The sequence below is a fragment of the Nostoc sp. ChiQUE01b genome, from assembly GCF_034531255.1.
GTDB lineage: Bacteria > Cyanobacteriota > Cyanobacteriia > Cyanobacteriales > Nostocaceae > Nostoc.
In genome coordinates, this window is record NZ_JAVRBM010000016.1 from 36,728 (window position 1) to 52,832 (window position 16,105).

Genomic DNA, 16,105 nt, shown 5'->3' on the forward strand with positions numbered 1-16,105 from the left:
ATGACAAATGACTTTATAGATTTACTGTAATTTGAAGTGCGATAATACTAATGTATGATTTTGCGATTATAGGTGGGGGAATAGTTGGACTCTCAACAGCGTTGGCTTTAGGAAAACGCTATCCCAATGCCCGTATTTTAGTACTAGAAAAAGAGAGTCAATGGGCATTTCACCAAACTGGCAATAATAGCGGGGTAATTCATTCTGGTATTTACTACAAGCCAGGGAGTTTCAAAGCTAAATTTTGTCGTGATGGTTCTCGTTCAATGGTAGAATTCTGCCAAGAGCATGGAATTGACCATGAAGTTTGTGGTAAGGTAATTGTTGCAACTGAAGAACAAGAGCTACCACGCTTAGAAAATCTCTACCAACGCGGCTTAAACAATGGCATAGAAGTCCAGAGAATTAGCCCCGAAGAAGTTAAGGAAATTGAACCTCACGTAAGATGTGTAGGTGGAATTCGGGTATCCTCAACTGGTATTGTTAATTACAAGCAAGTTTGTTTAAAATATGCCCAGCTTATTCAACAGCAGGGTGGAGATTTACACCTGAATACAAAAGTCCTAAAAATCTCTCCAAGTGGTAAAAATCAGGTACTGCAAACAAACAACGGTAACTTTGAAACCCGCTTTGTAATTAATTGTACTGGATTGCATAGCGATCGCATCGCCAAAATAGGTCAAGTTGAACCCCAAGCCAAAATTGTGCCATTCCGGGGAGAATACTACGAACTCACCCCAGAAAAACGCTATCTGGTCAAGACACTAATTTACCCAGTTCCCAATCCAGATTTCCCCTTTCTGGGTGTCCACTTTACCCGGATGATTGATGGTAGCGTCCATGCAGGGCCAAACGCAGTTTTGTCTCTCAAACGCGAAGGTTACAAAAAAACCGACTTTGATTTGGGCGATTTTCTGGAAGTGATGACTTATCCCGGTTTCTGGAAATTGGCAGCCAAACATGCGCCTGAAGGCATCCAAGAAATTATTCGTTCGTTTAGTAAAGCAGCCTTCGTTAAAAGTTTGCAAAAACTAATTCCCGAAGTCCAAGCAGAAGATTTAGTCCCTACCCATGCAGGAGTCCGCGCTCAAGCCTTAATGAACGATGGCAAGCTTGTAGACGACTTTTTGATTGTTTCCGGTCAAAACTCCATTCATGTTTGCAATGCTCCTTCTCCTGCTGCCACTTCTTCTCTAGAAATCGGCAAAGCGCTTGTGGCAGAAATTCCCCAACTTTCGCATCTAGAGAGTGTAGTAACTGCATAGATAGCATAGTTGTTATTTCCGGGACTGCTGAATTAAGGGATGAATCTAGTATAGTGGGCATCTTTACCTGCCTGAAAATACAAGAAACAGGTAATACCAATTGGAAAAAAGAATGCGATAAATACACCATTTGTAGAGACGCGATTCATCGCGTCTTCACTTCACCCAAGGATGTGTTGCAATCATTAATTGAATTGGTATAAGACACCCATCCCACAAGAAAAAAGTGTCATGCATCAATTAAGAACCTTTCAAATGGCGTAAAAACCCAGAATACAATTCTTTTGACTTTTGAGAGCCAGTTGCTTCTCCTGTCAAAGACGCTGCGCGAACAAGTCGGCAGAGCCGACGACAGTCGCCTCAAGTCGGGAAACCCTTTCGGCAGTTCCTCATGGGGGAAACCCCCAAGACCGGACTGCCTCACCACGGCGATGTCTCCCCAACACACTGGCTCCTTTTGACTTCCGCCTTGCGGTACTAAGGCGTACATCTATGCGTCTAGCTAAACGAAGAATTTAACTCATCAACACAATACAAAGGAATTAACCACAATGAAAATATTAGTAACTGGAACAGAAGGTTATCTAGGTTCATTATTACCGCCTCTGTTAATCGAACGAGGACATGAAGTTATTGGTCTAGATACCGGCTTCTATAAAGTTGGTTGGCTGTACAACCCTAGTGGAGTGACACCTAAAACCCTTAATAAAGATATCCGCAACATCACCCCTGATGATTTGGAAGGTATTGAAGCCATAGTTCACATGGCGGAACTCTCCAACGACCCAGCCGGACAATTAGCACCCAATATTACCTATGAAATTAATCATGTAGGTTCAGTTCGTCTGGCTAGTCTGGCTAAGGCTATGAATGTGCGTCGCTTTGTATATATGTCTTCGTGCAGTGTCTACGGTGTTGCTACCGCAGGTGATGTTACAGAAGAATCCGCAGTTAATCCCCAAACAGCCTACGCAGAATGTAAAACTTTTGTAGAAAGAGATGTCGCACCACTCGCTGACGATGACTTCTCTCCCACCTTTATGCGGAATGCAACAGCCTTTGGTGCTTCTCCTAGAATGCGCTTTGATATTGTTTTAAACAACTTAGCAGGGTTGGCATGGACAAGTAAAGAAATCAAAATGATTAGTGATGGCACACCTTGGCGGCCATTAGTCCACGCATTGGATATTTGCAAAGCAATAGTTTGCACCTTAGAAGCACCACGAGACATTGTACATAACCAAATCTTCAACGTGGGAGATACAGCGAATAACTATCGCGTTAAAGAAATCGCGGAAATTATTGCTGATGTTTTCCCAGATTGTAAACTATCCTTTGGTGACAACGGCGCAGATAACCGCAGCTATCGCGTATCCTTCGAGAAAATCAACACAATTCTACCCGGATTTAAGTGTGATTGGAATGCCCAACTTGGTGCCCAGCAGCTATTTGATTTATTCAGTCAAATACACATGGCTGAAGATACTTTCTTGTTTAGAGGATTTACTCGCTTAAAACAGCTAGAGTATCTAATTCGGACAGAGCAGATTGACAAAGATTTCTTCTGGAATAAAAAATAGCTCAAGTCGTCTAGCAGCAACGAACAAATAATCTAAGCTTCCGAATCAACACTATTTGATTCGGGCTTATTCCATCCATCAAATTATTTACAAATCGCTATATGAATAAATTGCTGACTATCGCAATTCCTACATTCAATCGTGCCAAAATTTTAGATAAACAACTTACTTGGTTAGCTAAATCCATTAAAGGGTTTGAGTCTGACTGTGAAATCTTTATTTCTGATAATTGTTCTACAGATAATACCCAAGAAGTTATTAAAAAGTGGCAAATAATTCTTAGTAACGTAACATTTACATCAAACAGGAATAGTGAAAATATCGGGGTCATGGGTAATATTGCTTGTTGCTTAAAAGCCCCAATTAGTAAATATGTTTGGACAATTGGTGATGACGATCCAATTCAAGAGAGAACCTTAGATTATGTATTAAAAACACTAAAAACATATTCAGATTTAGCACTAGTGTTTTTAAACTTCTCTGGTCGTCAAAAACAAACAGGTCAACTTGTTGTCGAACGCTGGTTAAATAGTGATAACGACGAACTAAGAGTTGATGGTAAAGCTGTATTTCAAAGTTACCTGAATGAAAATTTTGGTGGTGTACTTTTTATATCGGCAGCAATTTATCGCACAGATTTAGTACAACGCGCTTTACAAAAATGGCCATCTGCTACTAATAATTGGGCGTCTCAAGCATATTGGACTGCATTTTGCGCTGCTCATGGAAGTGTCATCGTCACTAAAGACACTTATTTAGAATGTACTATGGGCGCTAGTCTTTTAGATCTTGACCCAACATGGAACTTTAAAATGCGATATGCATACATACCTGAAGTTTATATAAAACTACTAAAGGTAGGATATCCTCATAAATTTTGTCAGGAAATGATTTGGCAGAATTTTCATCAAAAAACTGACTTAAAAATCTTATTAGGTGCTTTAAAACGTTGGCCTTTCTTGACAATCAAGATATTTATTCCTTACCTACGTTTGTTAAGCATATCAGCTTGGGCAATTATTTTTCCACCCAAATAGCTAGAGACTAGCCTGTAACCATTCATATATCAATTTCTTAACTACTATTTCTTACCATGCAGAAATTACTGACCATTGCTATACCGACTTATAATCGTGCTGAATTGCTGGATAAACAGTTAGCATGGCTAGCTCAAGCTATTAAAGGTTTTGAAGATGATTGTGAAATTTTAGTTTCTGATAATTGTTCAACAGACAATACTCAGGATGTGATTAAAAAATGGCAAATAATACTTAGCAGTATCCCATTTAAATCAAATAAAAATTCTCAGAATTTAGGTGTTGTCAAAAATATTATGTATTGCCTGAATTCGACGACAACAAAATATGTTTGGACAATTGGTGACGATGACCCAATTCAAGATAGAGCTATTGCTTATGTGATTAACAAACTTAAGCAATATGAAGATTTATCATTATTGTTTCTCAACTTTTCCGGTCGAAACCAAATTACTGGTGAACCAGTTCATCCACCAACAATTGTTGGTAATCGCTGGTTTGATATAGATAGTGAAGATGGTGATGGTGATGGTAAAGCTATATTTGAGCATTGTTTCTCTAAAAGTGTCGGTGCAGTCATTTTTCTGACTGCTACAATCTACCGCACTGATTTAGTGAAATGTGCTCTACAAAATTGGCAAGATGCTGAGAATAATTGGATATCTTTAGCATATTTAGCCGGATATTGTGCTTCTAATGGTCGTGTAATTGTCACGAAAGAGACTTATTTGGAATGTGTTGTTGGTGTGAGTTATTGGCAGAAAGAACCAAAATCTGCACTGTTAATGCAATACAAACACATACCTGAAGTAATTTTGAAATTGGAGCAAAGTGGATATTCTAAACAGTTTTGTCGGCGGATGCTTTTGCAAAACGGTAAAGAAGTCAACTTGAAAGTTTTCTTAGGTGCTTTAAGAAGATGGCCTATGTCTGCTATTAAGACAGTAGTCCCATTTTTGGCTTTAGTCGGTTTATGTGCTTTTGACGTGATGGTTTCTAAAGATTTTAGTTTAGCAGAATCAAGTGAAATATCTGCTCAAGAAATCCAAAGTTATAAGCCATAAACTACTAAATTACTAATAAATTGACATTGAAACTAGAAATAATTTACCACATGTTTAGTGTAATTAAACGCAAAATATCTACACTGTTTGCTGACTTTCAATATTATGTAGCTCGTTGGAAGCATAGCAGAAATCTGCCAGCATTGGAAGGGCGCGATCGCCACATTCTTAAGGCTCTCAAAAAAGATGGTGTTTACGTCACAACACTTGCAGATTTAGGGTTTAATTCTAGCTCGGAACTGCTCAAAGCTGCTTACCAGCAATTATCTCAGATGGAAAATCCCAACAACGACCATCTAGAGCAAAAGTTACCACAAATTTTAACAGTTTCAGGTTTACCAGAATTTTATGCCTGGGGAATTGAGAAAAGACTGCTCAATATCATCGAAAACTATATTGGTCTGCCTATTGCTTTTCATGGTGTACATTTACGCATAGATTTTAATAATAAACACCAGTTTGGGACGCTGTTATGGCATAGCGATGCAGAAGACCGTCGGATTATCAAAATTATTATTTACTTGAATGATGTAGAAGAAAAAACTGGGCCTTTTGAATACATTCCTCGGTCTTTAACTTCCTTATTTAGTTGGAATTATATTCAACTTTACTACAAACTTTGGAAATCAGGCTATATGGGCATTGACGATGAACAAGTAAAACCAGTCATCCCCAAATCAGCTTGGAAATCCTGCCCAGGCCCAGCAGGTACTGTCATTCTTGTAGATACGAAAAATGCTTTGCATCACGGCACAGTCCGTACAGAAGACCGGTCAACACTATTCTTGTGTTACACCGCCAATCCTCCTGAAAGACCAGACCTCTGCACCCAATACTGGGATGATACTTATCCCAGAGCAGAGTTAAGGCAACAAATAGAAAATAGCCGATAGTCTATTAAAGGTAATCATGCCATGCTGCTCAAGATTAAACGCAAAATATCTTCAGTGGGATCTGAGTTAGTTTACAGATTAGCACTTTTAAAACATGCTACTAATTTGCCTGCACTAGAAGAAGGCGATCGCCAAATTCTTGACGATCTTAAATGTGATGGTATTCATATCACCACACTTACGGAATTGGGATTTGATTCAACATCAGAATTGCTCAAAGCAGCTTATAGTTATTCGTCCCAAATGGCATCTGTCAATAACGACGATTCAAATGAAAAATTTCCCCAAATTTACACAGTTACATATTTACCTGAATTTGCTACTTGGGGAAGTGAAAAAAGGCTTCTAAACATCATTGAAAACTACATTGGTCTGCCGATCATTTTTCATGGTGTACATCTCCGCAAGGATTTCCCCAATAAAAATCAGTTTGGTACACAACTATGGCACAAAGATGCAGAAGACCGCCGCATGATCAAAATCATTATTTACTTAAATGATGTAGAACAAAAGCACGGCCCCTTTGAATATATTCCAGCCTCTTTAACCTCTTTGTTGAGATTAAACTATTACCGTACTTACTACAAGCTTTGGCAATCTGGTCATTTAGGCATCACAGATGAAGAACTAAATGAAATTATCCCGAAACAGGCTTGGAAATCTTGTACAGGATCAGCAGGAACAGTGATTATTGTAGATCCCAAAAAAGCCATACATCACGGTACATTACGCACAGAAGATAGGTTAACTCTATTCTCTTGCTACACTTCTACTTCTCCCGATCGCCCAGAAGTTTGTACTCAATATCGAGACAATACTTTTCCCCAACCAAAGTTAACTGAACCAGTCATTAATAGCGCCATATAGTTCAGTCAAAACAACCTACTTATTAGTAGAAAAACCCGCTCCAAACTATTTTTGTTCAGGTTTGTAACAAGTTAATTTTTCAAACTTGCCAAGTTTTGTTGTCTTCAATATTCTTCTCAAGGTTATTCATTCATGATCTTCACTCAAACTGCACTCAAAGACGCATTCATCATTGATTTAGAAGAAAAGCCAGATCACCGTGGTTTTTTCGCTCGGTCTTTCTGCGCTCAAGAATTTGAAGCACACGGATTAAAGCCAACAGTTGCTCAATGTAACCTATCTTTTAATTACAAAAAAGGCACTATCCGGGGAATGCACTATCAAATTCTGCCAGCAGCAGAAACAAAATTAATTCGCTGTACTAAAGGCGCAATCTACGACGTAATTATTGATATGCGTCCTGAATCTCCTAGCTTTTTATCACACATTGGTGTAGAGCTAACCCCAGAAAACCGCCGCGCTTTATATGTTCCAGAAATGTTTGCTCATGGCTATCAAGCACTCACAGATGAGACTGAAGTTGTATATCAAGTGGGTGAATTTTACACTCCAGGATATGAAAGAGGTTTACGCTATGACGACCCATTCTTTAACATTGATTGGCCTCTAGATGTGACTGAAATCTCTGAGAAAGATTTAAATTGGCCTTTGTTGAGAATGATGACTGTTGGCGTATAGCATCTAGCAAATAACCAGTTAGTAGCTATCATTAATGAAAATGTACTTAATATTTAGCCGTAACGAATTATTAAGTGCAAAATTATCGAGAATTTGTAACACAACAAACAGTTCCAAAAAGGAGTTTAGTTCATGATTATTATCGATCGCGCCTTACAAGCCCGTGCAGCAGCAGGAAATCCTATCAAGGTGGGAATGATTGGTGCTGGTTTTATGGGTCGAGGAATTGCCAACCAAATTGTCAATTCAGTGCCAGGAATGGAGTTAGTTGCTATCTCTAATCGTCAGATTGGTGCAGCTAAACAAGCTTATTCGGAAGCAGGAATTGAAGATATTCAAGTTGTTGCAACTGTCAGCGAATTAGAAGATGCGATCGCTAACAATAAGTATGCAGTCACAGAAGACGCTAAGTTACTGTGTCGGGCTGAAGGCATCGATGCATTAATCGAAGTCACAGGTGCGGTGGAATTTGGCGCAGGGATCGTCATGGAAGCGATCGCCCACCGCAAACATGTGATCATGATGAATGCTGAACTCGATGGCACCATTGGCCCCATTCTGAAAGTGTATGCCGACAAAGCAGGCGTGATTCTCAGCGCTTGTGATGGCGATCAGCCAGGAGTACAAATGAACCTTTATCGCTTTGTCAAAAGCATTGGTTTAACTCCCTTATTGTGCGGTAACATTAAAGGACTCCAAGACCCTTATCGCAATCCCACCACCCAGGAAGGATTTGCTAAACGTTGGGGTCAAAAGCCCCACATGGTAACTAGCTTCGCCGACGGAAGCAAAATTTCCTTCGAGCAAGCGATCGTTGCCAATGCCACAGGCATGAAAGTCGCCAAACGGGGAATGTTGGGATATGACTTCAGCGGTCATGTCGATGAAATGACCCAGTTATATGATGTTGAACAACTCAAAGAACTGGGCGGCATTGTCGATTATGTAGTTGGAGCAAAACCAGGCCCAGGTGTATATGTATTTGCCACTCACGACGACCCCAAGCAACGCCACTATCTCAACTTATACAAATTAGGCGAAGGCCCACTTTACAGCTTCTATACTCCTTATCACCTCTGTCATTTTGAAGTTCCCTTGTCCGTAGCGCGTGCTGTTTTATTTGGTGATGCTGTGATGTCTCCGCTAGCAGGCCCGCTAGTAGATGTTGTCACCACCGCCAAAATCGACTTGAAAGCAGGAGAAACCTTAGATGGCATCGGCCACTACATGACCTACGGACAATGTGAAAATTCCGATATCGTCCAACAGCAAAATCTTCTACCAATGGGTTTAGCTGAAGGGTGCCGCCTCAAACGAGATATTTCTAAAGATCAAGTCCTTACTTATGAGGATATAGAATTACCTGAAGGCAGACTCTGCGACCAACTACGAGCTGAACAAAATACTTATTTCGCTCCAGAAAAAATCTTAGTAGCAGTTGGATAATATCGGTTCCAAAAATATTTGCCACAAATGAATTAGCTGTAGGGGCGTACAGCTGTACGCCCCTATATATTTGTCGCCAGAATTTCATCAAGAGGATAGGAAAGTATACTACTGAACACTAAAGTTGTTGATAGTAATATCAAGTCCTGCTAATTAGTTATGATTTCCACAGTCATTGCACCCCTCTCCGCAGGCTCTTAGGGGAGACAAAGTGTAGCTTTGGCGGGGTGGGGTTCTTGAGGTTTAATAAGTAACCAAGCGGACATGATAGTAACTTGCTGGGGAGCGTTTCAACAAACTCGATCGAAACTTTAGGTCAAATTTCATGAAAATTGCTCTCGTCCATGATTATTTAACCCAGCGAGGTGGGGCAGAGCGTGTGTTTGAACTGCTTTGTAAGCGCTATCCCGAAGCAGATATTTTCACATCTTTGTACGATCCCCAAAAAACGATCGATCTAGGCGATCGCATAGTTAATACAACCTTCTTACAAAAGATTCCTGGTGCAGCAAAATATTTTAGGTCGATGGCTCCTCTATATTTTCCTGCCTTTCGTGCTTTGGATCTGCAAGAATACGATTTAATTATTAGTAGTAGCACCAGCTTCGCCAAAGCAGTGCGAAAAAATCCCAATGCCCACCACATTTGTTTTTGCCATAACGTCACCCGCTTCTTATGGGATACAGCAACTTATTTAAGAGAGTACGGGGACTATAGATATTTTGCTCCTTTAATCGAACAAGTATTTCAAGTAATGAGAAAGCTAGATTTGAAATATGCACAGGAGCCTGACCTTTACATTGCTAATTCCAGTGTTGTTGCCCGCCGAATTGAAAATATTTATGGCAAAAAGGCAATGATGGTGAACTATCCAATTGATACTAGTAAATTTGTTTTTTCAGATATAAAAGATGAATATTATCTGGCCTCCGCCCGGATGATCAGTTATAAGCGACTTGATATAATAGTCGAAGCTTTTAATTGGTTAGGGTGGCGGCTATTAATATCTGGTGACGGGCCAGAACTAGCACGGTTAAAATCCAAAGCATTACAAAATATTGTGTTCTTGGGACACGTAAGTGATAGAACCCGCAAAGACTTGTTTTCCAAAGCCAAGTCTATTATTGTCGCAGCCTTAGAAGATTACGGGTTAGTTCCAGTAGAGGCTAACGCTAGCGGTACACCAGTCATCGCTTATGGAGCGGGTGGAGTATTAGATACTCAAATTCCAGGTGAAACAGGAGTCTTTTTCAAAAGACAAACACCCGAATCTTTACAAGTTGCCTTACTAGAAGCCAATGGCATTTCTTGGAATTACGATCGCATCCGTAATCATGCAGTAGCAAACTTTTCCGAAAATGCATTCTTTAGCAAGGTTGAGCAAATTATCAATCAAGCTTGTGGCGTGCATCAATTATTCATTTGATTTCTGAATCTCTTTCCACTATCAGATTACCTATTTATTTGATATCTCCTCATTGGCGGTTTGTAAAAAAATAGGTATTCTTCGGAGAATCTCTTAGCGTAAGTCTTGAAGACAAGGATAATAAAAGTGGTTCAAACTAGTCTAAATCCTCATCTAGCTCCAGCTTCTGAAAATGAACCAAGTTACGGGCAAATGTTTGCCGTATTTGTGCGGAGATTTCCTTGGTTCTTAGCAGTATTAATTAGTTCTCTTGTTATTGCCAGCATAGTAACTGTAAAAACAAAGCCTACTTATAAAAGTTCTATGCAACTGCTAGTAGAACCTAACTATCAAGGTAAAACGGAAGGTGGTGCGGCGGTAGACAATCAGTTTACTGACTCTAACGTGGTCATAGATACTGCCACCCAGCTTAACTTGATGCAAAGTTCGGGACTCATCCAAAAAGCAGTTGATAAACTCCAGTCTAATTATCCAGATATAACTTCAGCTGAAATTAAAGCTTCTTTGGTCTTAACTCAAATTAGGAGCAAAGAAGATAATGTCGCTACTAAAATCTTTCAAGTTGAATATACTGCTGGAGATCCTGAAAAAACCCAAAAAGTCCTGGATGCAATTCGACAAGTTTATCTAGAATATAACAAACAACAACAGAGTTCGCGTTTACAAAAAGGTCTGCAAATTATCAGGGAACAGTTAAGTAAAGCCAGTGAAGAAGTAAACGCGGCTGAGACAAATTTACAAAGATTTCGTAGAAATCAGAATTTAATCGATCCAGAGTCACAGGCCAAAGCGATTGAAACAGCTTTGAACAATCTTTCTCAAGAAAGACAAACAACTCGTGCTCAGTATGGGGAAGCTTTAGCACGCCAAAAATCTTTAGAAGAACAACTTAACCGTTCTCCCCAAAATGCTCTAGTTGCTTCTCGTTTGAGTCAGTCTACTCGCTATCAAGGCTTACTAAACGAAATCCAAAAAAGCGAATTGGCACTAGCACAAGAACGCTTACGCTTTACAGATCAAACTCCGAGTGTGCAAAAGCTCAAAGAACAGCTTCAGGGCCAGAAGGAATTATTGCAACAAGAGGTAGGAAGAACTTTAGGCGGAAAGTCTGCTAGTGCCTTCACTTCCGGAGACTCTCTTCTCGAAAAAGGACAGCTGGGCGAAATTGATCTCAGCCTTGCTGGTCAGTTAGTAGAAACGCAGACAACTATAGTTGCTTTAACTGCTCGCGATCAAACTTTGGCCCAGAAAGAAAACGAGTTGCGTTTTGAAATCAAACGCTTCCCGCCTCTGTTGGCTTATTACAATCGAATGTTACCGCAGTTGCAATTTAGTCGTGAAAGATTAGAGCAGCTTTTAAGAGCAGAACAACAATTACGGCAAGAACTTTCCAAGGGTGGATTTAATTGGGAAGTGGTAGAAGATCCTCAAAAAGGCGCACAATTAGGCCCCAATCTCCAACAGAATTTGCTGTTAGGTGCTGTGGTTGGCTTAATGTTAGGAGGTATTGTTGCCTTTATTCGCGAATCGGCTGATGATGCAGTTCACACCACTGCTGAGTTAGAGAAGCAAATGGCCATGCCGTTGTTGGGAACAACTCCCAAGTTACCGCCAGCCAAACCCAGAGAATCAATGATCAAGTTGCCTTTTGGCAAGCCAGAAGTTCTCGCTCCCTGGACGATTCAGGTATTGCAATCTCCACCACGTTGGGAATCGCTGGATCTGATTTACAAAAACATTGAACTTTTAAATACTGTTACTAATTTAAAATCTTTGATGATTACCTCGGCTTTAGCCGATGAGGGTAAATCAGCTTTGGCGTTGGGTTTGGCAATGAGTGCTGCTCGTTTACACAAAAGGGTACTGCTGATTGATGCCAACTTACGCGATCCCAGTTTGCACCATCAACTGAATCTTCCTAATGAGCAGGGGCTTTCAACTTTATTGGCGAGTGATACAACTCTACCCAACCAAATTAGTCTTCAATACTCAGGCTCCGCCTACATCGATATTTTGACTGCTGGCCCCAAACCTACCGACCCAGCTAATCTGTTGAGTTCCCCTCGGATGATGCAATTAATGGCAGCATTTGAGGAAAATTATGATTTGGTACTGATAGATGCTCCCCCAGTTCTCGGTTTGGTGGATGCCATGCTTACCGCATCATCTTGTCGTAGTGTGGTTATGGTGGCAAGCATTGGTATTGTGACGCGAAGTCAGCTTAATCAAGCGACAGCTATGTTGAGTAAGTTAAATCTAATTGGGGTTGTAGCTAATGGGGTATCAAACTCTAGTAATAATTACGTACCTAATATCAAACAACAGCAATTAGCTCTACGTCAAGCTGTAGAAAAGTAGCTAGTACGGCTAGATGATAGATCCCCGACTTCTTTAAGAAGTCGGGGATCTTGCGTTTTGCATTATATAATCAAAATTTAATTTTGTTGCTGTCAGGAAAAATTTAGTATATTTATGCTATCTTTATGGTTTTTCAGAGAAATCACTGACTCTTTAAAGAATAAATAAAGAAGTTATTTGAGCGATCGCTATTTCTACATAGTCTTATATTCTAGAGATTAAAGCACGTTCATAAAGGCTAGAAGACAAGAGCAGACTGGTTTTTTAAATCTCTTGAGATAATGAACACCTCAGCGTAATTAAACGTAGATATAGATTCATGGGTAATTTCTCTCTACGCTTCTCTACTGTCAGTAGTTTCCGGAAAATCATGATTTGCCCATGAATGTTAATAGTAGCGGTGATTGCTACCTATGTAATTAGTATTTGTCTAATTTTTACATCTCTACACCAGCAGAATTCTACGCAATACGTGCTTGGCTGAGTGGCAAATACTATAGCATATTTTTGCCCTCAATTATCTCCAACTTTTTGGACTTACAACAAGATTCGGATTTGGGTCTTTGGCATTAATAGCCTTTGATAACGCCTCACTAATTCACTCCTGTATAAACCCAAAGACATTATGACAACTTCAATAATTCCAACTCTAGAGAATTTGTATGATGTAACCCAGTCACACCAAGATAATCGTGGGTACTGCACACTTCAGTGGCGACGGGGTAAGCTTTTGGTGAAAGTGCCTGGACGAGTTAAACAACCATATCTGGCTTCATTAGATAATAAGCGATCGCTAGTCGAATGCTTACAACATTCTCCAGTAAGTTTGGTCAGCATAGATCCAAAATTGGGTGAGGCTTTGCTCAAATTTTGGGCAGATGCATGTGAAGCAGCTCAAAAACCAATATTCCTAAGCATACCTGCTGGCAAAAAACTTCCTAACCAACCCTTGAGACAATTGCAGCGAGTAATTGATTGGATTGCTGCTTTCGTATTGCTGCTATTAGTAAGTCCAGTCATTTTGGGATTAATTCTATTAATGCAGGTTTACTCGCCAGGGTCACTTTTTTGTCATGAATGGCGTGTTGGGGAACGGGGTAAACTCTTTCAAGCGATGAGCTTTTGCACCCACAATACCACACCACTAGCGCGTTGGCTGGGTAAATACAATCTCGACAATCTGCCACAGTTATTTAACGTGCTACGGGGTGACATGAGTTTAACCGCATCTCGTTGTTGGACTTTGGAAGATGCAGTACAGCTAAATAAATTACCAGAAATTACAGATGACTGGGAAGTAGAGGCACAGTCTCATCTATTACATCTGGATAGCCAAACTCTGTAATTTATCTGTGCGGTAATTGATGATTTCATCTACGAAGAAAGAAATGCTTCACCCAAGCGTATTGCCGCACCGAGGCTCAAACAAAAAGTAGCATCTATAGAGTAATTCGGTTCTAGATAATTGGTTTTTCAAGACGCGATAAATCACATCTCTACATCAAGGTTTTGTTGCTCATTCTGAACCGGATCAATCTATAGATGTCTATCTTCCTTGCCAAACTATTATGATAAAATCCATGAATTTCCAGCTTCCTCAACCACTCAGTAATCTGCTTAGAGCTAGCAGCTTTTGGCAGGACAACTATTTGATATTGCAAGAATTTAAACACTTTCGCAAAATTGCCATTTTAGCTCTGATTTTTTCAATTTTGGCAGCAACCTTTGAAGGTGTAAGTATTGGTTTCTTACTTTCTTTTTTGCAAAGCTTAACTAGCCCCAATGCTCAACCTGTCCAAACAGGAATAGAATGGTTTGATCTTTGGATTTTGGGAGCCAAGACATCAGCAATTAATCGTTTATATCGCGTATCTTTGCTAATTCTATTGAGTACTTGGTTACGTGCCACCTTCAATTATTTTTCTCAAGTCTATACTGAATTATCTCAACTACATCTTGCCGATCGTTTACGTAAGCAAATTTTTGAACAGTTACAATCCTTATCGCTAAGTTACTTTAGTAAAACACGTTCTGGTGAACTAATTAACACAATTACTACAGAGATTGAAAGAATCAGACAAGGTTTTAGTGGCGGAGCTTTTTTAGTAACTAGAGGACTAACAACCTTTGTCTACTTAATATCAATGTTTTTGATATCATGGCAATTGACAATAATATCAGCATTGCTATTTACACTTTTAGGTGTGGGGTTGTCAAATCTGAATGCTAGAGTCAGAGAATCAAGTTTTGGTATGACAACTGCTAATGCTAATTTTACATCAACAGCCGTAGAATTTATTAATGGTATTCGCACTGTTCATTCTTGTGGTACTCAAGATTTTGAGCGTCAACGTTATTATAAAGCTAGCGATAAGGTAATAAGTACTACAACAAAAGTTGTATTTACCTGGACATTAGTGAAGCCAATTGCTGAAGGGGTAGCGACTACGGTATTGATCGGCATGATTATTTTGGCATTCACTAGTCTTGTCACCAATGGAACGCTACAAGTTGCTTCTTTACTAACCTTTTTCTTTGTACTATTTCGCTTTATCCCATTTGTTCAAGATATTAATGGTACGAGAGCATATCTTAGCACTTTACATGGTTCAGCAGAGAATATTAAAAATCTGTTGACAAGTGATAAAAAATATTACTTTCAAAATGGCAGAGTTAAGTTTAAGGGATTAAACAGGTCAATAGATTTAGTATCTGTGGATTTTGGCTATGATGATGAAAATTTAGTACTGCATAATATTACCCTGACGATTGAAAAGGGAAAGATGACAGCGTTAGTCGGAGCATCTGGTGCTGGTAAAACAACTCTGGCTGATTTGATTCCCCGATTTTATAATGCTACAGATGGATATATTTACATTGATGAAATCGATATCCGACAGTTTGAAATTAACTCTCTACGTCGGAAAATAGCTGTTGTCAGTCAGGATACTTTCATTTTCAATACTAATGTTTGGCAAAATATTTCTTACGGAACTCCAGAGGCGACGAATGAAGAAATTCAAGAAGCCGCTAAACTAGCGAATGCACTAGAATTTATTTTGGAAATGCCCGAAGGTTTTTATACCCAATTAGGAGATCGGGGTGTCAGGTTATCTGGAGGACAAAGACAGCGAATTGCTATTGCACGAGCTTTACTACGGAACCCAGAAATTTTAATTTTGGATGAAGCAACCAGTGCCTTAGATTCGCTATCTGAACGCTTAATTCAAGATTCATTAGAAAAGCTATCTGTTGGTAAAACAGTAATTGCGATCGCTCACCGTCTTTCTACTATTTCTAAAGCAGATAAAGTTGTAGTTTTAGAACAGGGACGGATAGTAGAGCAAGGTAAGTATCAAGAACTATTGGAACTAAAAGGCAAGCTTTGGAAATATCATCAAATGCAATATGAAGTAAGGCAACAAGATTAGAAACAACATTTAATTACCAAAGTACTTACAACATATTCATCGGCTGTAAATCTCTACAGC

General features: G+C 39.6%; 12 protein-coding genes. All 12 read left to right on the forward strand.

Annotated elements, in window-relative coordinates; translation table 11 throughout:
* The first annotated feature begins 50 nt into the window (after nt 1–50).
* Entirely contained in the window at nt 51–1,265 is a 1,215-nt protein-coding gene (lhgO, locus tag RMY63_RS13160; protein ID WP_322729130.1) for an L-2-hydroxyglutarate oxidase, read from the forward strand.
* Between the two features lie 551 nt (nt 1,266–1,816).
* Complete coding sequence (locus RMY63_RS13165) at nt 1,817–2,845, forward strand: SDR family oxidoreductase (protein ID WP_322729131.1); 1,029 nt, start codon at nt 1,817–1,819, stop codon at nt 2,843–2,845.
* Nucleotides 2,846–2,946: 101 nt separating this feature from the next.
* Entirely contained in the window at nt 2,947–3,882 is a 936-nt protein-coding gene (locus RMY63_RS13170) for a glycosyltransferase family 2 protein (protein WP_322729132.1), read from the forward strand.
* 56 nt (nt 3,883–3,938) lie between these two features.
* Nucleotides 3,939–4,946 (forward strand): glycosyltransferase family 2 protein, encoded by a 1,008-nt coding sequence (locus RMY63_RS13175; RefSeq protein ID WP_322729133.1) that lies wholly within the window; start codon nt 3,939–3,941, stop codon nt 4,944–4,946.
* Between the two features lie 50 nt (nt 4,947–4,996).
* Entirely contained in the window at nt 4,997–5,839 is an 843-nt protein-coding gene (locus RMY63_RS13180) for a phytanoyl-CoA dioxygenase (protein ID WP_322729207.1), read from the forward strand.
* Between the two features lie 21 nt (nt 5,840–5,860).
* Nucleotides 5,861–6,706 (forward strand): phytanoyl-CoA dioxygenase, encoded by an 846-nt coding sequence (locus tag RMY63_RS13185; RefSeq protein ID WP_322729134.1) that lies wholly within the window; start codon nt 5,861–5,863, stop codon nt 6,704–6,706.
* A gap of 132 nt (nt 6,707–6,838) precedes the next feature.
* A complete protein-coding gene (gene rfbC / locus RMY63_RS13190; RefSeq protein WP_322660926.1) occupies nt 6,839–7,384 on the forward strand; it encodes a dTDP-4-dehydrorhamnose 3,5-epimerase in 546 nt (181 codons plus the stop codon).
* Between the two features lie 132 nt (nt 7,385–7,516).
* A complete protein-coding gene (locus tag RMY63_RS13195; protein WP_322729135.1) occupies nt 7,517–8,830 on the forward strand; it encodes an NAD(P)H-dependent oxidoreductase in 1,314 nt (437 codons plus the stop codon).
* A gap of 325 nt (nt 8,831–9,155) precedes the next feature.
* Complete coding sequence (locus tag RMY63_RS13200; protein WP_322729136.1) at nt 9,156–10,256, forward strand: glycosyltransferase; 1,101 nt, start codon at nt 9,156–9,158, stop codon at nt 10,254–10,256.
* Nucleotides 10,257–10,382: 126 nt separating this feature from the next.
* Nucleotides 10,383–12,614: a polysaccharide biosynthesis tyrosine autokinase gene (locus RMY63_RS13205; RefSeq protein ID WP_322729137.1), complete on the forward strand. Its 2,232-nt coding sequence runs from the start codon at nt 10,383–10,385 to the stop codon at nt 12,612–12,614.
* Between the two features lie 625 nt (nt 12,615–13,239).
* Entirely contained in the window at nt 13,240–13,959 is a 720-nt protein-coding gene (hepC, locus tag RMY63_RS13210) for a heterocyst development glycosyltransferase HepC (protein WP_322729138.1), read from the forward strand.
* Nucleotides 13,960–14,194: 235 nt separating this feature from the next.
* Entirely contained in the window at nt 14,195–16,045 is a 1,851-nt protein-coding gene (gene hepA, locus RMY63_RS13215) for a heterocyst formation ABC transporter subunit HepA (RefSeq protein WP_322729139.1), read from the forward strand.
* Nucleotides 16,046–16,105 lie beyond the last annotated feature (60 nt).